Origin of the sequence: Haloarchaeobius baliensis (genome assembly GCF_052060055.1) — an archaeon.
Classification (GTDB): Archaea; Halobacteriota; Halobacteria; order Halobacteriales; family Natrialbaceae; genus Haloarchaeobius; species Haloarchaeobius baliensis.
On sequence record NZ_JBPPFR010000003.1, the window covers coordinates 462,189 to 480,952 of the forward strand.

An 18,764-nucleotide genomic window follows, 5' to 3' on the forward strand; every position below is an offset into this window, starting at 1 on the left:
GGGGGGACGGCAGCGACGGACCTGTCCGACGGGCGTGCCGGAATCACGTTTCCTGGACCCGTTTTTCGACCGCATCGAGGTGGTCCTGCCCGAGTATGGCGACCACCGAGCCCTCCGCGCGCAGCGACCGGAGTCGCGCGGCCATCGTCGCCTCGCGCAGCTGGTCCAGTTGCGCGACGTCCGGCGGGAGTTCGACCGCGTCGAGCAGCGACCGACTCCGCGAGAGCTGTCTGTACTCGTCCTCGGCCTGCGCCGCCGCCTCGTCCTCTGCAGAGACGTCGAACTCCGTCGGCACGTCCGGGACCAGCCTGAGGTGCGTCCGGGCGTCGAGGATCGCCGCCACACGGTACCTGAGCGCGTGACGGAGGATCGGCGTCGCACCGGCGAGCACGCCTGCCACGGTCTCCCAGGCCGGGCGCTCCGCTCTGACGTAGTCGGCGAGCTCGCGGACGAACCGCCGGCTGGGCGCGTCGATACCGACGACGCGACTGTCGCCCCGTTCGCTCAGCGCAGCGGCCATCTCGCCACCGTAACGCGGGGGCGAGTCTGCACGGTCCGCGTGGCGCTCGAACAGCGGGAGCCCGAGCTGGGGGAGCTCGAGCGCGAGCACCGACGGCTCGAGACGACGCACGGTCTCGGCGGCACGGTGGAGGCTGGACGGGTGGTCGTGGACGACCCCGACCAGCAGCACCCAGCCGTCGCCGTCGCTCGCCGGGATGTGTCTGAACCAGCGGTCGTGGAACCGTGGGTCGATATCGGTGGACGGCAGCGGGTCGGTCGTGTCGGGCGCGGACATCGGGGGAAGTGGGGTAGTTCTCTGCTACCCCGGTCTATCACGAATATGGGATGGCTACGTATGAATGTGTCGTGGGGGGCGGTGGCCATGCGCACTGTTGGCAATACAACAGTTCTTCGAGGGAGTCCGGCGAAAACGACGGTCTACCCCGGCTAGCGGTCGCATACTAAAACCGGTCCTCCGTGACCCCGGCAGTATGGACATCAGAGACGCTCACGGCATCGCGGAGGACGTCCTCGACGAGGTGACCGGGGCGGTCATCGCTGACCGCCAGGTCCTTCGAACCACCCTCACGGGGCTGTTCGCGCGGGGACACGTGCTGCTGGAGGACGTCCCCGGGACGGGGAAGACGCTCACGGCCCGCAGCTTCGCGAACGCGCTGGGGCTCTCGTTCAACCGCATCCAGTTCACGCCCGACCTCCTCCCGTCGGACGTGACCGGCACCTCGGTGTTCAACGAGCAGTCACGGGACTTCGAGTTCAGCGAGGGACCGATCTTCGCGAACGTCGTCCTCGCCGACGAGATCAACCGCGCGTCGCCGAAGACCCAGGCGGCCCTGCTGGAGGCGATGGACGAGAAGCAGGTCACCGTCGACGGCGAGACCCACGAGTTGCCGACGCCCTTCTTCGTCATCGCGACGCAGAACCCCGTCGAGCAGGGCCAGGGGACGTTCTCGCTGCCGGAGGCCCAGAAGGACCGCTTCCTCGTGAAGCAGAGCCTCGGCTACCCGGGCAAGGAGGGCGAGCTGGAGCTGCTGAACCGTCGCGAGGCGCGCTCGACGCCGCTCCCCGAGGTCGATTGCGTGGTCGACGCCGCGGACGTGCCACAGCTGCGCGACGTGCCCGAGACCGTCCGCATCGACCCGGACCTCAAGGAGTACATCGTCGACGTGGTCCACGCCACGCGGAACGACAACCGCGTCGAGGTCGGCGTCTCGCCGCGTGGCTGCCAGCGGCTGTTCGAGGCGGTCCGCGCCTACGCGGTGCTCGACGGCCGCGGCTACGTCGTCCCAGACGACGTGAAGACGCTCGGACAGCCGGTGCTCGCCCATCGGATCATGCTCACGCCCGACGCGATGGTGGACAACGTGAAGAAGCGCGATGTCGTCGAGGACGTGTTCGAGGAGGTCGGCGTCCCGACGGTGAACCGGGCGGCGAAGACACAGCAGTAGCGCCCCGCCGTCTCAGTCGTGGAGTGCGGCCGTCAGCACGAGCACCGCGACCACCAGCAGGACGAACGAGGGCAGCGACGCCGTGGGTGCCTGGACGCCGGCGACCTCCCGGCTGAGGCGGATGGCTACCCAGGCGACGACCAGCGTCGCGACGCCGTGCATCACCTCGATGCTCCAGGTGCGTGCCCGGCGGCCGAGCTGCGTGCCGACCGAGATGGCGTTCTCCCCGAGGTCCCACGCGACGATGCAGAGCGTGCCCATGAGCACCTGCTCCGCGCCGGTCGTCTCCTGCAGGACCGCGCTCGCGAGCACGGCGACGAACGCCAGGCCGACGCCGACCCGGAGCGACCAGCGCGAGCCCGTGCCACGGATGGGCGCGAGCGCCAGCCCGACCAGCGCGACACCGAGGAGGCCGGGTGCGACGTCGAGGAAGGCCGGTGGCCGGCCGAGCGACCCCAGCGCGTACCCGATGCCCGCGACGACGACCGCGAGCCCCGCCGCGACGACGACCAGCCCCACGACGCGCCACCCCCGCCTGGCGAGTGACGCCCCGAGCGCCACGACGACGAGCCCCCCGATCTCCACGCCGAGTCCCGTTCCGACGACGGACTCGTGGCCGACGAGCGACACCGCGTAGGCCACGACCAGCACGGCGAGCAGACTGCTCACCCACGCCGGGCGCTTCGAGACGGTGACCGCGTCGGTCACGACAGCCACCTCGTCTGGGTCGCGGCGACGGAGCGGCCGAGCGGCACCTCGGGGTCCCACTCGACGACCGGCACGTCGCCCGCCCGGAGCATCGTCACGCGGTTCGACCGCTCGATGGTCGCGAGCTGGCGCCCGAGCGTGTCGCTCTGGACCACCTCCGGGCTGACGACGCTCACGGGGTAGCCGTAGGCGTCGAGCCGCCGCACGGTCGTGACGATCCAGTCGTCACAGAGCGGCGAGAGCAGGATGATCTGTGCGCCGTCCGGCAGCCGCTCGCGCAGCGTCTGGAACTGCCGGTCCTCGTCGTCGTCGTCCGACGGCGGCACCGGGTGGAACGCGGGGTGGGTCGCGAGGGCCTGCTGGGTCCGGACGAGGTGCTCCCGACCGTTGCCCGCCGGCACCCAGCAGAACTCGCGGCCGAACGCGGCGACACCGGCCTGGTTGCGGTCGCCGAGCAGCTGGACGAGGAGCTGCTCGGCGGCGGAGACACAGAGCCCGACCGCGTGGATGTCGTCGTGCGTGGCGTGGTACGCACTCGAGCGGGCGTCGACGAGCACCACGACGTTCACCGAGCGCTCTGTCCGGAACTCGATGGTCGCCAGCTCGTTCGTCCGCGCGTAGCGCTTCCAGTCCACCCGGTTCTTCGCGTCGCCGTGTTTGTACTCGCGGGTGCGGTCGAACTCGATGCCCTGGCCGACCTGTTCCGAGAGGACGCGGCCGACGTAGTCGAGCGTCTGCGGCCGGAGCGGCGAGGAGTCCAGGTCGGCGGTGCAGTCGATCTCCGTCTCGCCGACCACGGTCGTCTCGAGCTCGTGCTCGCCGCTGAGGTCCCGGACGACGGCCGTCGCGGGCTGGAACCGGTGCTTGCCCCGCTTCGCCTCGACGGTGTAGGAGTACGTCACCTCGGCACCGGGTCGCAACACGGCACCCCGACGCGGAGAATCCGCGACGACCGAGAGCGCCGGTGGGACCCCGTCGACGAACCGGAGGTCGAACAGCGGCCGGTCACCGTCGTTGCGGACGGTCGTCTCCACCTCGACGTGCTCGCCGTTCTTCGGCGTGGTCTCGCTCAGCTGCCGGGAGACGGTCAGTTCGGGCTCCCAGGCGGGACTCACCGCCGGGTACGCGGCGTAGACGACGCCGACGGCCGCGAGGACGAGCAGCGACGGCCGGTTCGCCGCCAGTCCGACCACGAGCGCGAGCGCGGAGAACACGAGCACGCCGCGCCAGCGGTTCGTGTCCTCGAACCGGCTCACGAACCTGTCACCTCCGACTCAGGACCGGCGGTCGTCTCGGGACGCTCGGCCCGGCGAGCGGTCGCATCGACCTCCTCGCTGGCGTCGACCAGCGCGCGGGCGGTCCGAAGCGCGCCGACCTGGACCCACGGCCGGAGCCGGAGCCACGACCGGAGCATCGCGCTCGCCCGGTCCGTTCTGCTGCCGCCGTCCGCGAGGAACAGCGCTGCGTCGGGGTCGTCCGTCCAGTTACCGGTCGCGACCTGCAGTTCCGCCTCGGTCCGGCTGTAGTTCTCCGAGCGCATCAGCCAGTGGACCACGTCGGCGCGCAGGCGGTCGCGCATCCCGCTCCGGTCGGTCCCACCGACGAGGGGGACCAGGGCGATGCGACTCCCCATCGCGGCGTCGAAGTCGTCGCCCGGGACGGGGAGGGAGACGGCCCGCTCGGGGTCCGGCGTCGTCACCTCGTCGACGTTGCCGGGCCGCCCGGAGAGCACGAGCAGGAGCGCGAGCGCGAAGCCGACGGCCGCGACCGCGGCGACGACCAGGTAGTCGTTGCCCAGCAGCCCGACGGCGGCATCGACCGGGAGCAGCGTCGCGATGCTCCCGTCCGTCAGCAGGAAGCCCGCGACGGCGGCGATGCCGACCAGTCCGAGCCCCGCACGGCGGAGCTTCATGCCACGCCCCCGTACTGGCGCTTGAACTCCTCGACGGTCTTGCGGGCCCGGCGGGAGCGCTCCTCCGTCACCGGCTGTCCCGCGTACCGGACCTCCTCGTAGAGGTCGGTGAGCGTCCGGGCCAGCGACGGGTCGGCACCGGCCTCCCGCGCGGCTCGCTCGCACTCGCGTGGTGTCTTGGAGACGTCCTGGTCGAGGCCGAGCGTGCTGACCATCTCGTACCAGGCCGCGCTCACCTCGTCCTCCGGGTCCGCGACCCAGGTGACCGGCGCGGACTGGGCCGCCCGCTGGCCGTCGCGCCCGTCGAACAGCCCGGAGAGCCGGTCCCGGAACACGTACAGCAGTGCGACCGCACCGAGGAGCAGCACGAACGGCAGGAGGCGCCCGAGCAGCGCGAGGAGCCGGTCGAGCAGCGAGCGCTCCGGTTCGGTCGGCGTCGACCCCTGCCCCAGCTCGTCACCGGGTGCCTCCTGGTTCCCATCCTGGTCCCGGTTCGCACCGGCGTCGTCCTGGGGGTCACCGCCCCGGTCCCGTGGGATATCTCGCTGCTCGTCGCCGCTGCCGTCCTCGAGCTGCTGGCCACCACCTGGTCCCTCGCGGTCGGGGTCGACGGACTCCATCTCCCCGTCGTCGTCCGGGACGACGCGCTGGCCGGTGGTCCCGGGTTCGGTGCTGGGCCCGGTCTCCTGCTCCCCGGTCACGGCGTCGCGCAGCTCGCCGGCGTCGTCCTCGCTGAACGGCAGCGAGGAGTAGTCGACGTCGATCACCTCGTCCGGATCGGTCGTCACGGCGTCTCCGAGCGCGTTCGAACTCGCTCCGAGCGCGAACAGGAGACAGACCGCGAGCCCGACGCTCAGTAGGTTCTCTCGCTCCATGCTGGGGGTGTCTCGTCTCTCCACTGGGGGGTGCCGCTGTTAACTATACGGCGCCTTGTCTGCGTAAGCGGTGTCTGTCGTCGGAGCGGCGGTGACGGGGCGGACCTAATGGGTACCTTCCGATCCGGTGGTCGGTGACTGCTCTGCAGTAGTTCGGTGCCTTCGGGTGAGTAGCTCTATGCTGACATACAGCATGATTTCGTACGTCCACAATTACTATTCCCGGCTTCGCAGTCCCTTCGAGTATGTCCGGACGACTGTCCGAGGACGACTGGCGGCGCATCGAACGCTTCGCGAAAACCCCCGCATACGAGCGACAACCCGAGCAGTTACTGCCGGAGGGCGACGAGGAAGTCGAAGCTGAGTGACTCACCCGAGACTCATTCGACCAGGTTCTGGGCCTCGATCTGCTCCCAGATACGCTCGCCTTTCTCCGTGATGCCGTAGACGCGACCCTTGCGGCGGTTCTCCGGGACCAGCAGCTCGACGAGGTCACGGTCGCGCAGCTCGTTCAGCGCACGTGAGACGTGCGTGATGGCGACGTCCCACTCGCCGGCGATCTGGGAGGGGGTCGCGGGCCCCTCGTCGAGCCGTCTGAGCACGGTGACCCGATAGTTCGAGCTGATGACGAAGCCGATGTCGTTCCACTCGTCGCTCACGCCGACCACCCCGTAGCGCTCGGATAACAAAGCGAGGGGACGGCCTGTGAGTAACCGTCCCATGGAACGCGTACATCCCCACGACGGCACCGACGCGACGACCTGCGAGAACTGCGGCACTCACGTCTCCGCCAGCTTCGTCCGTGTCTTCGGAGACAACGACGGGACACTGCACCGGTGCTCGGAGTGCACGACGGTGAGCGAGCTGATGGACGGGCTGGGGTCTGACCCACAGCGGTGACCCCCGGCCGATGCCGGGTCGTAGGTTGCCGCATCAGCGACCACCCCGCTGGACCGGGATTCTGTCCATCTCACTGTTCCGACGACGGTTCGTGACGAAGTGTACTGTTGACAACATGGCGAACGCACCGACGATGATGACGCCTGCGACGGGCGTGCTCAACGCCCCGAAGACCGGGACGTTCGCGACGACGAGCAGGAAGAACGCGGCCGACAGCCCGGCGAGGGCTATGTAGTACCGGTGCCAGGGTGGCTCCGGTTCCTCCTCGTCGGGCATGTACCGGTCGATCTCCCGAGCACTGTCGGAGAGCTCGATGAGGCCGGAGTCGGGATCGTACGTGATGAGCCCCACCGACTCCAGCTTCGGGACGTGCGTCTGGTACACCGAGACGTAGACGCGCTTGCTCTGTTTGTCGGTGAGTTCTTCCACGGTGGTGTCGTTCTCCCAGGCGGCGATCTCGTTGGCGAGGTCCATCAGCTCGATCGGTTCGTCCCTCTCCTGCAGTCGTGAGAGGATGAACCGGCGACGCGAGTTGCTGAGGATGTCGAACACGACGTCCTGGGTCAGCCCCTCTCCCTCTGTTCCTGACATTACTGGGGATTGCGCCGCCACGTGCAGTGTGGCCGGATACGACGGTGTACGGGTGAGGCCCGCTTTGTTATCGAGCGATTAGCGCTTGTATGCCAGCGATACCTCACGGCCCGGGTCGAGTCCGGCAAGGGTTCGTTACTCATCTGTTCACTCCACCGTGACGCTCTTGGCGAGGTTCCGTGGCTTGTCGATGTCGCGCCCGAGGGCGTCGGCGACGTGGTAGGAGACGAGCTGGAGCTGCACGTTCGCGAGGAGCCCGCGCAGACACGGCGGTGCCTCCGGAATCGGCAGGACGTCGTCGACGACCGTCGTCACCTGGTCGTGGTCCGGGTGGGTGATCCCGACGACCGGCGCGCCGCGGGCCTTCACCTCCTGGACGTTCCCCAGGGTCTTCTCGACGTTGCGGCCCGTGAAGACCGCGAAGACCGGCGTCTTCGGCCCGACGAGCGCGAGGGGGCCGTGTTTCAGCTCGCCCGCCGCGAAGCCCTCGGCGTGCTCGTAGGTTATCTCCTTGAACTTCAGCGCCCCCTCCAGCGCGACCGGGTAGCCCTCCGCGCGCCCGATGAAGAAGTACGCGTCCTGGTTCCGGTAGCCCTCCATCAGGTGCGCGACGTCGTTCGTCCCGAGTACAGACTCGAGCTGGTCCGGGAGTGCCTCCAGTCCCGCGAGGAGGGTCTCGAGCGAGTCGCTGTAGGAGCCGGTGCGGTCACGGGTGAGCACCTCGGCGAGCAGCGCGAGGGTCACCACCTGCGAGGAGAACGTCTTCGTCGCCGCGACGCCGATCTCGGGGCCGGCGCGGATGAACAGCGCGTCGTCGAACTCGCGGGCCGCCGTGGAGCCGACCACGTTCGTCACCGCGAGCGTGCGGGCCCCGGCGGACTGCGCGTGCCGGAGCGACGCGAGCGTGTCGGCTGTCTCGCCGCTCTGGGTCACCCCCACGACGAGCGTGTCCTCGTCGAGCGGCGGCGGGTTCGTCGCGTACTCGCCGGCGCTGTGCACGTTCGACGGGATGCCCCGGTCCAGCAGGAACTGGCGCGCGTACAGCGCGGCGTGGTAGGAGGTCCCGCAGGCGACGAACTGGACGTCGCGGACGTCGTCGAACTCGCCGGGTTCGAACTCGTCGAGCGCGACGTGCCCCAGCCCGTCCGGGATGCGCCCCTGGATGCTCTGTCTGACCGCGTGGGGCTGCTCGTGGATCTCCTTGAGCATGAAGTGGTCGTAGCCGCGCTTCGTGGCGTCCTCCGGGTTCCAGTCGACCGTCTCCCGCTCCGGTGTCACGTCCTCGCCGATCGGGCTGCTCACCGTCGGGCCGTCCCGGGACAGCACGACCACGTCGCCGTCCTCGATGTACACCACGTCGTTCGTGTGTTCGAGGAACGCCGGCACGTCGCTCGCGAGGTAGAACTCGTCCCCGTCGAGTCCGAGGACGAGCGGCGACCCCTCGCGGGTCGCGAACAGTCGGTCGTCGTCCGCGAACAGCGCGACCAGCGCGAAGCTGCCCTCCAGCCTGTCGACGGCGTACCTGAACGCGCGCTCGTGGTCGTATCCCTCCCGTCGCGCGGCCTCGATGAGGTGCGGGACCACCTCCGTGTCGGTCTCGCTCTCGAACTCGTGTCCGGCGGCCTCGAGGTCGCGGCGGAGCTCGTCGTGGTTCTCGACGATACCGTTGTGGACGACCGCCACGCGCCCGTGGCAGTCCGTGTGCGGGTGCGCGTTACGGTCGCTGGGCTCGCCATGGGTGCTCCAGCGAGTGTGTCCGACGCCGACGCTGCCCTTCAGCGACCGTCCGTCGAGTGCGGCCGCCAGCTCCGATATCTCACCCTCGCGCTTGCAGACGGTGATGTCGCTGTCGCGCACGGCGACACCCGCGGAGTCGTACCCCCTGTACTCCAGGTTCGCGAGCCCGTCGAGCAACGTGTCGACGGCGTCGTCCGTCCCGACGTAGCCGATGATGCCACACATCAGTCGGCCCCACGAGCGGTGCGACGGTCGAACGGTTGTAGTAATGCGAGCGTGTTCATGGTAGATCTGCCCCGCGGTCTCGCGGGGAATACGATACCGAACCGTCCGTGAGTATCCGTTTAGTTATACGTCAGTTGGGTCGGCACAGAAACTCGTTGTGTGCGGTAGTTCGCTCCTACAGGAGCGCGGATTGTTCGTTGGCACGGGTCCACCGCACACCGGACCGTGCTGGCGACCGTCGGTGCAGCAACGACCTCGAATCGCGACGGAGAAAACTGTCAGTCTGTCGTCCGCTGCAGGCCCAGACTGGTTCCGCTGAGTGCGAGCACCAGCAGCGAGGTGAAGACGACGATCCCACCCGCGACGACACCAGGGAAGCCGCCGAACGCCGCCAGGGCGTAGCCGATGACGGCCACGCTGCCGAGGACGAGTGCCTGGCGCGAGCCGTCGTCACGACTCGTATCCACGTTGAGATACGGTTCGAGCTGGTCCACGTTCGGCCCCTGGGAGATCGTCCCGCGGTTCTTGTCGAACTCGACGATACCGGAGTCCGCCATCTTCGGCAGGTGACACTGGTAGAGCCCGACGTAGACGCGCTTGCGTTGCTGTGCGGACAGTGCCTGTTCGGTCGTGTCGTTCTCGATGGCGGCGATGTGCTCGGCGAGGTCGCCCAGTGCGACCGTCTCCTCGTCCGTCTCGTCGAGGTACCGGAGCACCAGCCGTCGACGCTCGTTCCTGATTATCTCGAAGACGATGTCGAGAGGGAGTTCGCGGGCGTCCGCCGACGATGGCGACTCCTGTCCGCCCGCGTTCAGTTCCTCCCCCCGTTCGACCTCTGTAGGTGATTCTCCACTGTCCGTCGAAATCGTATCATTCTGGGCACTCATTTTCCGTTGTTTCGTGGTCTCAGATCGTTCGAACTCCCTGTCAACTGGTCCCAAAGCAGCACCAGACGGTCGCCTACTGCAACGGGCGCGAGGCGGGTATGCCACCGTTCGCCAAGGCGCCCAACCATGCATACCAATGACAAGGTGGAATATAAAATTAATTCCACGAATCTTACCATAACCGCATCTGACCGTCGTTGTCATACACGGATTAATGAAGTGTGGCGGGGCCTCACCCGCTACACTGCCTGCCTGCAGTCTCCGTATGACATATGTCGGCAATAATCAAGAATTGCCGGGTCGAGTCTCAGACCTGTGTGATCTCGATGCTCCCGTCCCCGGAGACGAATACCCGACGTCCCTCGTAGAGAAAGGAGACGGAGAGTGGGGAATCAGCGGACCGGACGAGCGAATCCAGCGCCTCGCAGTCGACTGTCTCCCCGAGTGGGTCTAGATCCATTACGTCCCGTTCTGTGACCTCTGCCACGGCTACCGCGACAGTCGTCGCGACCGATTCGTCGCTCTGCTGTTCGAACCGAGTCTCGTACTCCTCGATGGTGCCCGCATCGCCGTTCGTAGTGCTTCCCTGGGTCATAGTCGTTCCCCGAGTGTCGCCGATGCCTACTGCCGCCGGCGCTTACTATCAACAATCACGACTGTGTCCTTGCCCGATGGCGAATCCTCGGATACCTGCTATAGAAAGTCCCCTGTTGATAAATCACCCGGAATCGTTCTCGACGCGCTCCCGGTTTATATCGTCGAGATGACCGTTCCGCGCCCGGTCCAGTACCATCGCGAACAGCACCGCCGTCACCGAAACCCGGGCGAGTCTGTCGGTCCACTCGGTCCGGCCCAGCAGGCGGGCCAAGAGGGTGACGACCACCCCGACGATCCCGAGCGCGTAGAGGGCGGGCACGTCGCGCACGCGTCTGTCGAGGTACCGGACCCTGAGCCGCCAGAGGAAGCTCCGGAGCAGCATCGCGGACACCCGTGGCACGTACGAGCCGAGCGAGATGCCGCTCTGTTCGTCCCCGTAGGTGACCGGTCTCGGCACGTCGACCACGGTGCACTCTTGGACGTTCAGTCGGACGAGCAGCTCGTTGCAGTAGCCGTAGTACTCGTAGAGCTCCTCGATCTCGACCGCGTCGAGCGCCTCGAGCGAGATGGCGGTGTAGCCGCTCTGTGGGTCGCCCGTCGCCCAGTAGCCACTCGCGATGCGGGTCAGCAGCTCGAGCAGCCGGTTCCCGACGCGTCTGAGCCGCGGCATCCCCCGGATGTCGTCGTCCGAGACGAAGCGGTTCGCCTTCACGTAGGCCGCGTCGCCGTCGACGATGGGGTCGAGCAGGCTGTCGAAGATCTCGACCTCCATCTGCCCGTCGCCGGCCATCACGACCGTCACGTCGGTCCGGTCCTGCCGGGCGCGCAGGTAGCCGGTCTTGATGGCACCGCCGACGCCCCGGTTCGCCTCGTGTCGGATCGTCTCCACGGTCGGCCCATCCTCGCGCGCGTTCCAGCTCGATGCGGCCGCCTGCATCTCGCGGAACGTTCCGTCCGTCGAGTGGTCGTCGACGGCGTACACCCTGTCGACGAAGGGTGGAACCGTCTCGATGACGTCGCCGACGAACCCCTCCTCGTCGTACGCGGGGACGACGACCCCGATAGTCTGACCTTCGTACATGGTGGTTGTGCGGGACTTCGTGGGACTGGAGCCAGCGTGCGGCCATTGTTAGCCGGCGGTTGCCGGCGGCGGTGCCAGCGGGCGCGACGACAGGCAGCCAGTACCCGGTCCGGGGACGGGACCCGCATCCGGAGCATAACAATGGGTCGACTCACCGCAGACCACCGCGATGTACGAACCGGACACGACCGAGACGGACGGAGAACGACGGGCGGGACGTGCTGCGGCAGTGGTCCGGAGCCGCACCGTTGTCGCGCTCCTCTTCGTCTGTCTCGCGGTCCTCCTGGGTGCTGTGGTCGTCGGTGGCGCGACCGCTCCGCCCCCGAACAGCTACGCCGTCGTGCAGGGCGACCGCTGCGTCGCCGTCTCCCCCGTCACCGGCGGCCAGTCCGTCGAATCGGCGTACGACTACCGGAACCCGTACCCGAACGAGACCGGGAACCCGCCAGCCAGCGACTACAGCGCACACGGCTTCCGGCAGTACCAGCGCGACCGCACCAGCACGCTGTTCGTCTACCGGGGGACGAGGGGCGACAGCCTGGTCGCCCTCCACGGCCGACTGGACAACGGCGGCGGTGGCGGCAGCACCGTCACGTTCGAGTTCCGCAACCTGCCTCGGAGCGGCTCGTGGGCCGTCCAGGACGACGATTACCCGGGACGGGACGACGACTGGGCGGTGGGTGCGACCGACGCGACGGTCACCTGGCTCTGGGGGCCTGCCCGGACCGACGGTGGCGCGTTCCGCGGCATCGGATCGGCGACCGAACCCATCGTCGTCCGGCCGGCGTTCAACGAACGGGCACCGGCCTGGGGCACGTGGGAACACTCCGGGACGCCCGACCATCGGGTCCAGCGGTGGCTGCTGGTCGGCGGTGGCGGCCGGACGATCACCCTCGACATGAGCGAGCCGGTACTCGTCGCCCCCGGCGGCTGTGCGGGCTTCTCGCTCCCGACGCCGTCGGTCGGTGCGTCGCCCGCGGAGGTGCCACGTGACCGCCCCGTGACGCTCGATGCGACCGCGGACGGCGGTGTGGCCGCCACCAGCTACCGGTGGGACGTCGACGGCGACGGCACCGTCGACCGCGTCACGGAGACCCCCACCACCGAGGTCCGGTACCAGCGCGCCGGGACGTACGACGCGACGGTCGTCGCCGCCAGCGCCGTCGGCACCAGCGCCCCGGCGTCGGTGACCGTCCGGGTCGGTCAGTCGGACGAGCCGGCGATCAGCGTCGCCAGCGTCGAGGCCACCACGGCTGTGGCCGGCGAGCCGACGCCCGTCAGCGTCACCCTGGTCAACGACGGTGGTGGCGAGGGCAGCATCCAGGTCGACGTCGTCGCGGACGACGAGCGGGTCGGGTCCCGGGAGGTGTCCGTCGAGGCGCTGTCGAACGAGACCGTGACGCTGAACGCGACGTTCCCCGAGCCCGGCGAGTACGGCGTTCAGGTCGGCGGCGCGCGGACCGAGGTCGCGGTGGCCGAGGCCCAACCGGAGCTCTCCGTGTCCGCGGTCGCTGTCGACGATCCGGTCCGCGTCGACGAGCCGTTCACCGTCACGGCCACCGTCGAGAACGTCGGCAACGCCCGGGACGAGTTCGACGTGCGCCTCGAGCTGTTCGGCGAGGTCGTCGACTCCCGGGCGGTCGACCTGCCGGAGGGCGAGCGCCGCGAGGTGACGTTCGACGTGACGGTCAGCGCGCCGGGCACCTACACCGCGCGGGTCGGCGACCAGCAGACCGAGGTCGTCGTGCGCGGGAGCGGCGAGTCGACCGACGAGCCGACCACCGGCGCAGGCGGTGCCGGCGACGGGGGGACCCCCGGCTACGGTGTCCTGGCCGGGCTGTTCGCACTCGCTGCCGTGCTGGTCCACCTGCTCCATCGGGCCGGCAGGTGACTCCCCGCCACGGGAGCGCGTGTAGGATTCGCCTGCGGGACCCGATAGCAGCCTGTTACCCCGGACAGCTACTCGGTAACAAAGCGACGAGCATCGGAACGCCGGCGTATGCGACTCAGACACCTGAAGTCGTCGAGCGTCGTCGTCGAGGAGGGCGACACCCGCGTCCTCTGTGACCCCTGGCTCGTCGACGGGGCGTTCTACGGCTCGTGGGCGCACTACCCGCCGCTGTCGTTCGAGCCCGAGGACTACGCGGACGTCGACTACATCTACGTCTCGCACATCCACCCGGACCACTGCCACCCGGAGACCCTCCAGCGGCTCGACACCGACACGCCGGTCATCGTCCACGACTACCAGTGGGACTTCCTCGCCGACAACCTCCGCCGCTGGGGGTTCGACGTCATCGAACTGCCCCACGACGAGCGGATGCACCTCGGCGACGACCTCCACCTGAACGTGCTGGCCTCCGACGACTGCGACCCGGAGGTCTGCGGGAAGTACTTCGGCTGCGGCTGGTTCATGGACGACGTGACCGGCGGCACCGAGGGCTCGACCCAGATCGACTCGATGGGCGTGTTCGACGACGGCGAGCACGTGCTGGTCAACGCGAACGACTGCCGCTGGCCGATGACCGCCGCCGCCAGCCAGCGCGTCCTCGACCGCTACGGCGAGGTCGACATGCTGCTGATGCAGTACGGCGCGGCGAACTTCTACCCGCAGTGCATGCTCGACTACAGCCACGAGGAGCGCCTCGAGGCCGCCGACGATGTCGCCGTCGAGATGTGCCAGGACGCCGAGTCGTTCATCCAGGTGTTCGAGCCCGACTACTACATGCCCTTCGCGGGGAGCTACACGCTCGCCGGGCCGCTATCGGACCTGAACCAGTACGTCGGCGTCATGCGCCGTGCCGAAGCGAAGGAGTACTTCGAGGGGAGCGAGAACGTCCCCGACGACTCGACCTGCATCCTGCTCAACAGCGAGGAGGCGTTCGACCTCGAGACGGGGACGCAGTCGGCGCCGTACACGCCGGTCGACCCCGAGCGGAAGCAGGCGTACATCGACGCGGAGCTCGCGGACCGGTCGTTCGACTTCCACGACGACGAGATGCCCTCCCTGCAGGAGCTGCAGGAGCTGCTGCCGCAGGCGTACGAGCACATGGAGGAGAAGCGTCGTGGCATCGGCTTCGAGAGCGATACGACCGTCCTGCTCGACCTCGTCGAGGACACGACGGCGGCGCTCTCGCTCCAGGGCGACGGCATCGAGTACCTCTCCCGCGACGAGGCCGCCGAGGTCGAGGAGTACGTCCGGATGCGCATCGACCCCCGCCTGCTGCATCGCATCCTGAAGGGACCGGCACACGCCCACTACAACAACGCCCAGATCGGCTCGCACGTCCACTTCGCGAAGGAGCCGGACGTCTACGAGCGGCCGGTGTACTACTGCATGAACTACTTCCACGCCTGAGGCCGGCACGCCGCACCGACGTGGGGTGTCGTCCGGGCAGGTGCGTCGGTCAGGAACCGACGTACCGACGCCGGGGCAGGTCCTCGGTCACCGTTCCCCACTCGCCACGACAGTAGGTGAGCGGCGGCGCGGAGGCGTCGAGGACGGCCGCGTCGACGACCCGGCCGACGTGGAGCACGTGGTCGCCCAGATCCACCGTCTCCACGTGCTCGCAGTCGAGGAAGGCGACGGCGTCGTCGAACACCGGCGCGCCCGAGCGGCTCGTCGTATGCGACCGCCGGAACGGCTCCCCGAGGTCTATCATCCCAGCGAAATGTTCCGCGAGGTCCCGCTGGTCTGCGGCGAGGAGGTTGACACAGAAGCCCGTCGCCTCGCCGCGCAGTCGTTCGTTTGTCTCCGACTCCCGGTCGAGGCCGACGACCACGAGCGGGGGTTCGAGCGACCCGCTCGCGAACGAGCTGACGGTGATGCCGTGCGGGTCGACACCCTCGTCATCCGAGACGGTGACGACGGTGACCGCGGAGGGACTGTTCGACAGGGTGGCTTTGAGCGTCTCCGGTTCGACCGGTGTCCCGACCATGGCAACTATTCACACACAGGGCAGATTGTTAGTCGCGGCGTTTGCCCACTCCCGAAACCGCCTCCCGTCGACCGCGCGAGGTAGGCGTCCCATTACAATGCGACGGTCGGCCCAGGGAGCGAGATAGTGACCCGAATCGACAGCATCGCGCCCCCCTCGACCGAACCGGCGAGCCGCCATCCAGTCCACCGATGAGCGACGCGCACGTCGGTGGCGAGAACACCACGACTCGGGAGGCGACACGGAGCGACCCCGCGCCGCGGTACTCCTACGACCTCGCGTTCCTCGTGGGGTTCGTGCTCGGTGCGGCCGTGCTCCTCTCGGTGCTCGACAGCGTCCTCCTCCGGACAATCGTCGGGGTACCGGTGGTCACCTTCGCACCGGGGTACGCGCTGGTGGCCCTGCTGCTGCCGGTCCGCGCGCCGGACGCGACGGACCCCGGGAGCCTCGACCGCGTCGAGCGCGTCGCCGTCGCCGTCGGCGCGAGCGTCTCGCTCGTCGTCCTCGGCGCCCTGCTGCTCTCGCCGGTGTTTCCGGGGGGACTGGCCACCGTCCCGTTCCTCGAGCTGCTCGTGACCTGGACCGTCCTCGGCGCCACCGGAGGCTACCTTCGCCGCAGGAACCACCCACCCGAGCGACGCGACGGCGTCGCCGATCCGCGCACCCTCGTCGCCGAGGGCCGGTTCGACCGCCTCGACCTCGTCCTCCTGCTGGCGATGGTGGTCGCCGTCGCGTCGGTCGGTCACGGGCTCGCCGCGCCCGGCCCGGACGCCGCACACACCAACGTGACACTCGTCACGCAGGACGACTCCGGCGAGTACGTCGCCGCCGACTACCCACGGTCGGCGACGGTCGACGAGTCCCTGGAAACGCCCCTGCTCGTGGAGAACGGCGAGGGCGAGCGCACCACCTACACCGTCGTCGCGGTGCTGGAGCGGCTCGGCCCGTCGGACGAGGTCGTCCAGCGGAGCCGACTCGAACGCGAGACCGTGACCGTCCCCGCCGACCAGCGGGTGGTGCGAGAGCTCTCGGTGCGCCCCGACCTGCTCGGTGAGTCGCTCCGCCTGAGCTACTACGTGTACCGGGGCGAGGTCGCGGCGAACCCGAGCCCGGAGGCCGCGGACCACCACCTCTACCTCTGGCTCTCCGTGGAGGAGGCGGGCGGCGGTTCTGCCGACGCCCCGGTCGACGACGGCGGGGAGGAAGACAGCGATGATGACGAGGACGAGGACGACGATGACGACGATGACGACCGTATCGCCCGGCACCACGCCCACACCGCAACGACGACGGTCGGTCCGGGGGGCCACTGACCGTGTGGCCCTGGGAGCACGTCGCGGTCGCGTACGTGGCGTACAGTCTGGGGAGCCGACTGGCCGGGCGCAGGGTGACAGGCGCCGCCGCCGTGGCGGTCGCCTTCGGGGCGCTCTTCCCCGACCTCGTCGACAAACCGCTGTCGTGGGTGGTCGGCGTCTTGCCGGGTGGGCGGTCGCTCGCGCACTCGCTGCTCGTCGCCGTCCCGGTCGTCCTCGCCGTCCAGCTGCTCGGGCGCGACCGACGGACGGGACTGGTCGCGACCGCGTTCTCCGTGGGTTACCTCAGCCACCTGCCGATGGACGTGCTCGCGTCTGGGGTCCTCGGCGGCGAGTTCGACACCGGCTTCCTGCTCTGGCCGCTGACGCCGACGGCGACCGGACAGCCCGCCAGCCCGGCGTTCGTCCACCTGCTCGAGCAGCACCGCGAGTTCATCGCGTTCCTCACCGGCCCGACCGGCCGCCGGTACCTCGCCTTCGAGCTGGCGTTGCTCTCGGTCGCGACGGTCTGCTGGTGGCGCGACGGGGTCCCGGGGGTGAGCTGGCTCCGGCGGCGGGCCGGCGGGCTCCGGAAGCTCGTCCACGGATCGTAGTCGGGGCACGACAGTCCGCCAACCTGCAGCCGTAGCCCGATGCTACCGGCGGACTGCCGCCACATAACGAAACCCGTTCCACGGTCCATGGCAGGTAGCATGACGCTCACGACCGCAGTCGTCGGTGCCGGAACCGTCTCCGAGACCCACCTCTCCGGGCTCTCGGCCTGTCCGCGAACCGACCTCGTCGCCATCGCCGACCTCGACGGAGACGCCGCGCGCGCCGCGGCCCGCCGGCACGCCATCACGCCCTACACCGACCTGGACCACATGCTCGACACCGAGGAGCTCGACTGGCTGCACGTCTGCACGCCGGTCAGGACCCACCGGGACATCGCCGTCACCGCCATCGAGCGCGGCATCCCGGTGCTCATCGAGAAACCCGTCACCGAGACGGTGCGTGCCGTCGAGGACATCGCCGACGCCGCGGAGGCGAACGACGTCCCGGCCTCGGTCGTCCACAACCACCTGTTCGGGCCGGCGGTCCGGGCCGCCCGCGACCGCATCGAGGCCGGCGAGCTCGGGACCGTCCGTGGCGTCGACCTGCTCTACACCGGCTCGACCCGGCCGGACGTGCCGAACCGGGGCGAGTGGAGCTTCGAGCTGGTCGGCGGCGAGTTCGAGGAGGGGCTGCCGCATCCGCTGTACATCCTCCTGAACGTCGGCGGCTATCCACGGGACGAGGACGCCGTGCAGGCGACGACGACCCTCGGCGGCGAGTACGAGATGGACTTCGGCTACGACGGGGCCACCATCCAGTACCCGACGGCCGACGGTCGGCTCTGCTCGGCGACCATGCTCTCCGGCACCGTCCCCCACCGCTCGCTGTACGTCCACGGCGAGGAGGGCTCGCTCGTCGTCGACCTGGTCTCGCAGTCGCTCGTCCCGCTGGAGCGCGACTACAAGGCGTCCTCGAAGGCACGGGCGATGAAGAACGCCGACGAGGTCCTCGCCCGCGGACGGTCGACGCTCGGGAACCTGCGGTCTGTGGCACGGCGGGCGCGCGACGGGAGCTGGGAGTCCGAGATGCAGCTCAACGGCCACTACTACCAGTACGACGAGACGGCCAGGGCCATCGAGGCGGGCGAGCCGATGCCCGTGCCGCTCTCCGAAGGGCAGTGGACGGTCCGGCTCCAGCAGGCGATCCGCGACGCCGCGACCGGGGCACAGGAGGGCGGCACCGAGCAGCCGCTCGTCGACGGCGAGTGACCGTGCAACGGACCGCTCGTGCGCCGGCTGCAGGCTCTGATCGCCACGCAGCCGTGCCTCGAGAGGTGTCGGCTGCAGGAAAAGGGGTGGCGAAGCGGATGTTGAATCCCCGCCGAGCGTGGGCGGAACGTGAACCCCGGAGTCGGTGGATGGGTAGTGACGACGTTCAGTCGCAGGGGGTCTGGGGGGTTGAGAGACTGGTGACTCTCGACCACGGAGCGCCGCTTCTCG

The 18,764-nt window shown here is 69.1% G+C and carries 20 protein-coding genes; 8 read left to right on the forward strand and 12 right to left on the reverse strand.

Translation table 11 applies throughout. The features are described from left to right. Window positions 1-43: 43 nt before the first annotated feature. Window positions 44-796: a hypothetical protein gene (locus ACSG06_RS19095; protein WP_440991884.1), complete on the reverse strand. Its 753-nt coding sequence runs from the start codon at window positions 794-796 to the stop codon at window positions 44-46. Between the two features lie 196 nt (window positions 797-992). On the opposite strand from ACSG06_RS19095, the gene ACSG06_RS19100 reads away from it, so the two are divergent. Further along, window positions 993-1,967, forward strand: coding sequence for an AAA family ATPase (locus ACSG06_RS19100; protein WP_440991885.1), 975 nt, complete (start codon window positions 993-995; stop codon window positions 1,965-1,967). A 12-nt stretch (window positions 1,968-1,979) separates the two neighbouring features. On the opposite strand, the gene ACSG06_RS19105 is transcribed toward ACSG06_RS19100, so the two are convergent. From ACSG06_RS19105 to ACSG06_RS19120, 4 genes are read right to left on the reverse strand one after another with little or no spacing between them, the layout of a single operon-like run. Further along, window positions 1,980-2,675: a DUF7519 family protein gene (locus tag ACSG06_RS19105; protein WP_440991886.1), complete on the reverse strand. Its 696-nt coding sequence runs from the start codon at window positions 2,673-2,675 to the stop codon at window positions 1,980-1,982. Further along, the gene (locus ACSG06_RS19110; protein WP_440991887.1) at window positions 2,672-3,931 is read right to left on the reverse strand and encodes a DUF58 domain-containing protein; all 1,260 of its coding nucleotides are present in this window, start codon (window positions 3,929-3,931) and stop codon (window positions 2,672-2,674) included. The genes ACSG06_RS19105 and ACSG06_RS19110 overlap by 4 nt, the downstream gene beginning before the upstream one ends. Next, the gene (locus tag ACSG06_RS19115; protein ID WP_440991888.1) at window positions 3,928-4,587 is read right to left on the reverse strand and encodes a DUF7269 family protein; all 660 of its coding nucleotides are present in this window, start codon (window positions 4,585-4,587) and stop codon (window positions 3,928-3,930) included. The genes ACSG06_RS19110 and ACSG06_RS19115 overlap by 4 nt, the downstream gene beginning before the upstream one ends. Next, window positions 4,584-5,462, reverse strand: coding sequence for a DUF4129 domain-containing protein (locus ACSG06_RS19120; protein ID WP_440991889.1), 879 nt, complete (start codon window positions 5,460-5,462; stop codon window positions 4,584-4,586). The genes ACSG06_RS19115 and ACSG06_RS19120 overlap by 4 nt, the downstream gene beginning before the upstream one ends. A gap of 245 nt (window positions 5,463-5,707) precedes the next feature. Here ACSG06_RS19120 and ACSG06_RS19125 point away from each other — a divergent pair, with 245 nt between their 5' ends. Next, window positions 5,708-5,830: a hypothetical protein gene (locus ACSG06_RS19125; protein WP_440991890.1), complete on the forward strand. Its 123-nt coding sequence runs from the start codon at window positions 5,708-5,710 to the stop codon at window positions 5,828-5,830. A gap of 12 nt (window positions 5,831-5,842) precedes the next feature. Here the strand turns inward: ACSG06_RS19125 and ACSG06_RS19130 are convergent, their stop codons facing one another. Then, window positions 5,843-6,121, reverse strand: coding sequence for a winged helix-turn-helix domain-containing protein (locus ACSG06_RS19130; RefSeq protein WP_256301069.1), 279 nt, complete (start codon window positions 6,119-6,121; stop codon window positions 5,843-5,845). A 61-nt stretch (window positions 6,122-6,182) separates the two neighbouring features. Between ACSG06_RS19130 and ACSG06_RS19135 the strand changes: the two genes are divergently transcribed. Further along, entirely contained in the window at window positions 6,183-6,362 is a 180-nt protein-coding gene (locus ACSG06_RS19135; RefSeq protein WP_440991891.1) for a DUF7563 family protein, read from the forward strand. A 33-nt stretch (window positions 6,363-6,395) separates the two neighbouring features. Here ACSG06_RS19135 and ACSG06_RS19140 read toward each other — a convergent pair whose 3' ends face one another. From ACSG06_RS19140 to ACSG06_RS19160, 5 genes are all read right to left on the reverse strand, one after another. Next, on the reverse strand, window positions 6,396-6,953 hold the full coding sequence (locus ACSG06_RS19140) for a DUF7344 domain-containing protein (RefSeq protein ID WP_440991892.1): 558 nt from the start codon (window positions 6,951-6,953) through the stop codon (window positions 6,396-6,398). A gap of 147 nt (window positions 6,954-7,100) precedes the next feature. After that, a complete protein-coding gene (glmS, locus tag ACSG06_RS19145) occupies window positions 7,101-8,915 on the reverse strand; it encodes a glutamine--fructose-6-phosphate transaminase (isomerizing) (protein WP_440991893.1) in 1,815 nt (604 codons plus the stop codon). A gap of 278 nt (window positions 8,916-9,193) precedes the next feature. Continuing rightward, the gene (locus ACSG06_RS19150; RefSeq protein ID WP_440991894.1) at window positions 9,194-9,802 is read right to left on the reverse strand and encodes a DUF7344 domain-containing protein; all 609 of its coding nucleotides are present in this window, start codon (window positions 9,800-9,802) and stop codon (window positions 9,194-9,196) included. Window positions 9,803-10,109: 307 nt separating this feature from the next. Then, the gene (locus ACSG06_RS19155; RefSeq protein WP_440991895.1) at window positions 10,110-10,397 is read right to left on the reverse strand and encodes a HalOD1 output domain-containing protein; all 288 of its coding nucleotides are present in this window, start codon (window positions 10,395-10,397) and stop codon (window positions 10,110-10,112) included. Window positions 10,398-10,520: 123 nt separating this feature from the next. Then, window positions 10,521-11,480 (reverse strand): glycosyltransferase family 2 protein, encoded by a 960-nt coding sequence (locus ACSG06_RS19160; protein ID WP_440991896.1) that lies wholly within the window; start codon window positions 11,478-11,480, stop codon window positions 10,521-10,523. A gap of 169 nt (window positions 11,481-11,649) precedes the next feature. Here ACSG06_RS19160 and ACSG06_RS19165 point away from each other — a divergent pair, with 169 nt between their 5' ends. Further along, a complete protein-coding gene (locus ACSG06_RS19165; protein WP_440991897.1) occupies window positions 11,650-13,371 on the forward strand; it encodes a CARDB domain-containing protein in 1,722 nt (573 codons plus the stop codon). 108 nt (window positions 13,372-13,479) lie between these two features. After that, window positions 13,480-14,838, forward strand: a complete 1,359-nt coding sequence (locus ACSG06_RS19170) for an MBL fold metallo-hydrolase (RefSeq protein ID WP_440991898.1) — start codon at window positions 13,480-13,482, stop codon at window positions 14,836-14,838. 49 nt (window positions 14,839-14,887) lie between these two features. On the opposite strand, the gene ACSG06_RS19175 is transcribed toward ACSG06_RS19170, so the two are convergent. Next, window positions 14,888-15,418 (reverse strand): flavin reductase family protein, encoded by a 531-nt coding sequence (locus tag ACSG06_RS19175; RefSeq protein WP_440991899.1) that lies wholly within the window; start codon window positions 15,416-15,418, stop codon window positions 14,888-14,890. Between the two features lie 191 nt (window positions 15,419-15,609). On the opposite strand from ACSG06_RS19175, the gene ACSG06_RS19180 reads away from it, so the two are divergent. From ACSG06_RS19180 to ACSG06_RS19190, 3 genes are all read left to right on the forward strand, one after another. Further along, a complete protein-coding gene (locus ACSG06_RS19180; protein WP_440991900.1) occupies window positions 15,610-16,731 on the forward strand; it encodes a DUF1616 domain-containing protein in 1,122 nt (373 codons plus the stop codon). Window positions 16,732-16,733: 2 nt separating this feature from the next. Beyond that, on the forward strand, window positions 16,734-17,324 hold the full coding sequence (locus tag ACSG06_RS19185; RefSeq protein ID WP_440991901.1) for a metal-dependent hydrolase: 591 nt from the start codon (window positions 16,734-16,736) through the stop codon (window positions 17,322-17,324). 99 nt (window positions 17,325-17,423) lie between these two features. Further along, window positions 17,424-18,533, forward strand: a complete 1,110-nt coding sequence (locus tag ACSG06_RS19190; RefSeq protein ID WP_440991902.1) for a Gfo/Idh/MocA family protein — start codon at window positions 17,424-17,426, stop codon at window positions 18,531-18,533. Window positions 18,534-18,764: the final 231 nt, after the last annotated feature.

Coding starts and splice junctions, on each gene's coding strand:
- ACSG06_RS19150 (WP_440991894.1), bottom strand. CDS start 9,802: ATGAGTGCCCAGAATGATACGATTTCGACGGACAGTGGAGAATCACCT.
- ACSG06_RS19180 (WP_440991900.1), top strand. CDS start 15,610: ATGAGCGACGCGCACGTCGGTGGCGAGAACACCACGACTCGGGAGGCG.
- ACSG06_RS19190 (WP_440991902.1), top strand. CDS start 17,424: ATGACGCTCACGACCGCAGTCGTCGGTGCCGGAACCGTCTCCGAGACC.
- ACSG06_RS19115 (WP_440991888.1), bottom strand. CDS start 4,587: ATGAAGCTCCGCCGTGCGGGGCTCGGACTGGTCGGCATCGCCGCCGTC.
- ACSG06_RS19125 (WP_440991890.1), top strand. CDS start 5,708: ATGTCCGGACGACTGTCCGAGGACGACTGGCGGCGCATCGAACGCTTC.
- ACSG06_RS19170 (WP_440991898.1), top strand. CDS start 13,480: ATGCGACTCAGACACCTGAAGTCGTCGAGCGTCGTCGTCGAGGAGGGC.
- ACSG06_RS19160 (WP_440991896.1), bottom strand. CDS start 11,480: ATGTACGAAGGTCAGACTATCGGGGTCGTCGTCCCCGCGTACGACGAG.
- ACSG06_RS19095 (WP_440991884.1), bottom strand. CDS start 796: ATGTCCGCGCCCGACACGACCGACCCGCTGCCGTCCACCGATATCGAC.
- ACSG06_RS19100 (WP_440991885.1), top strand. CDS start 993: ATGGACATCAGAGACGCTCACGGCATCGCGGAGGACGTCCTCGACGAG.
- ACSG06_RS19175 (WP_440991899.1), bottom strand. CDS start 15,418: ATGGTCGGGACACCGGTCGAACCGGAGACGCTCAAAGCCACCCTGTCG.
- ACSG06_RS19165 (WP_440991897.1), top strand. CDS start 11,650: ATGTACGAACCGGACACGACCGAGACGGACGGAGAACGACGGGCGGGA.
- ACSG06_RS19155 (WP_440991895.1), bottom strand. CDS start 10,397: ATGACCCAGGGAAGCACTACGAACGGCGATGCGGGCACCATCGAGGAG.
- ACSG06_RS19135 (WP_440991891.1), top strand. CDS start 6,183: ATGGAACGCGTACATCCCCACGACGGCACCGACGCGACGACCTGCGAG.
- ACSG06_RS19140 (WP_440991892.1), bottom strand. CDS start 6,953: ATGTCAGGAACAGAGGGAGAGGGGCTGACCCAGGACGTCGTGTTCGAC.
- ACSG06_RS19120 (WP_440991889.1), bottom strand. CDS start 5,462: ATGGAGCGAGAGAACCTACTGAGCGTCGGGCTCGCGGTCTGTCTCCTG.
- glmS (WP_440991893.1), bottom strand. CDS start 8,915: ATGTGTGGCATCATCGGCTACGTCGGGACGGACGACGCCGTCGACACG.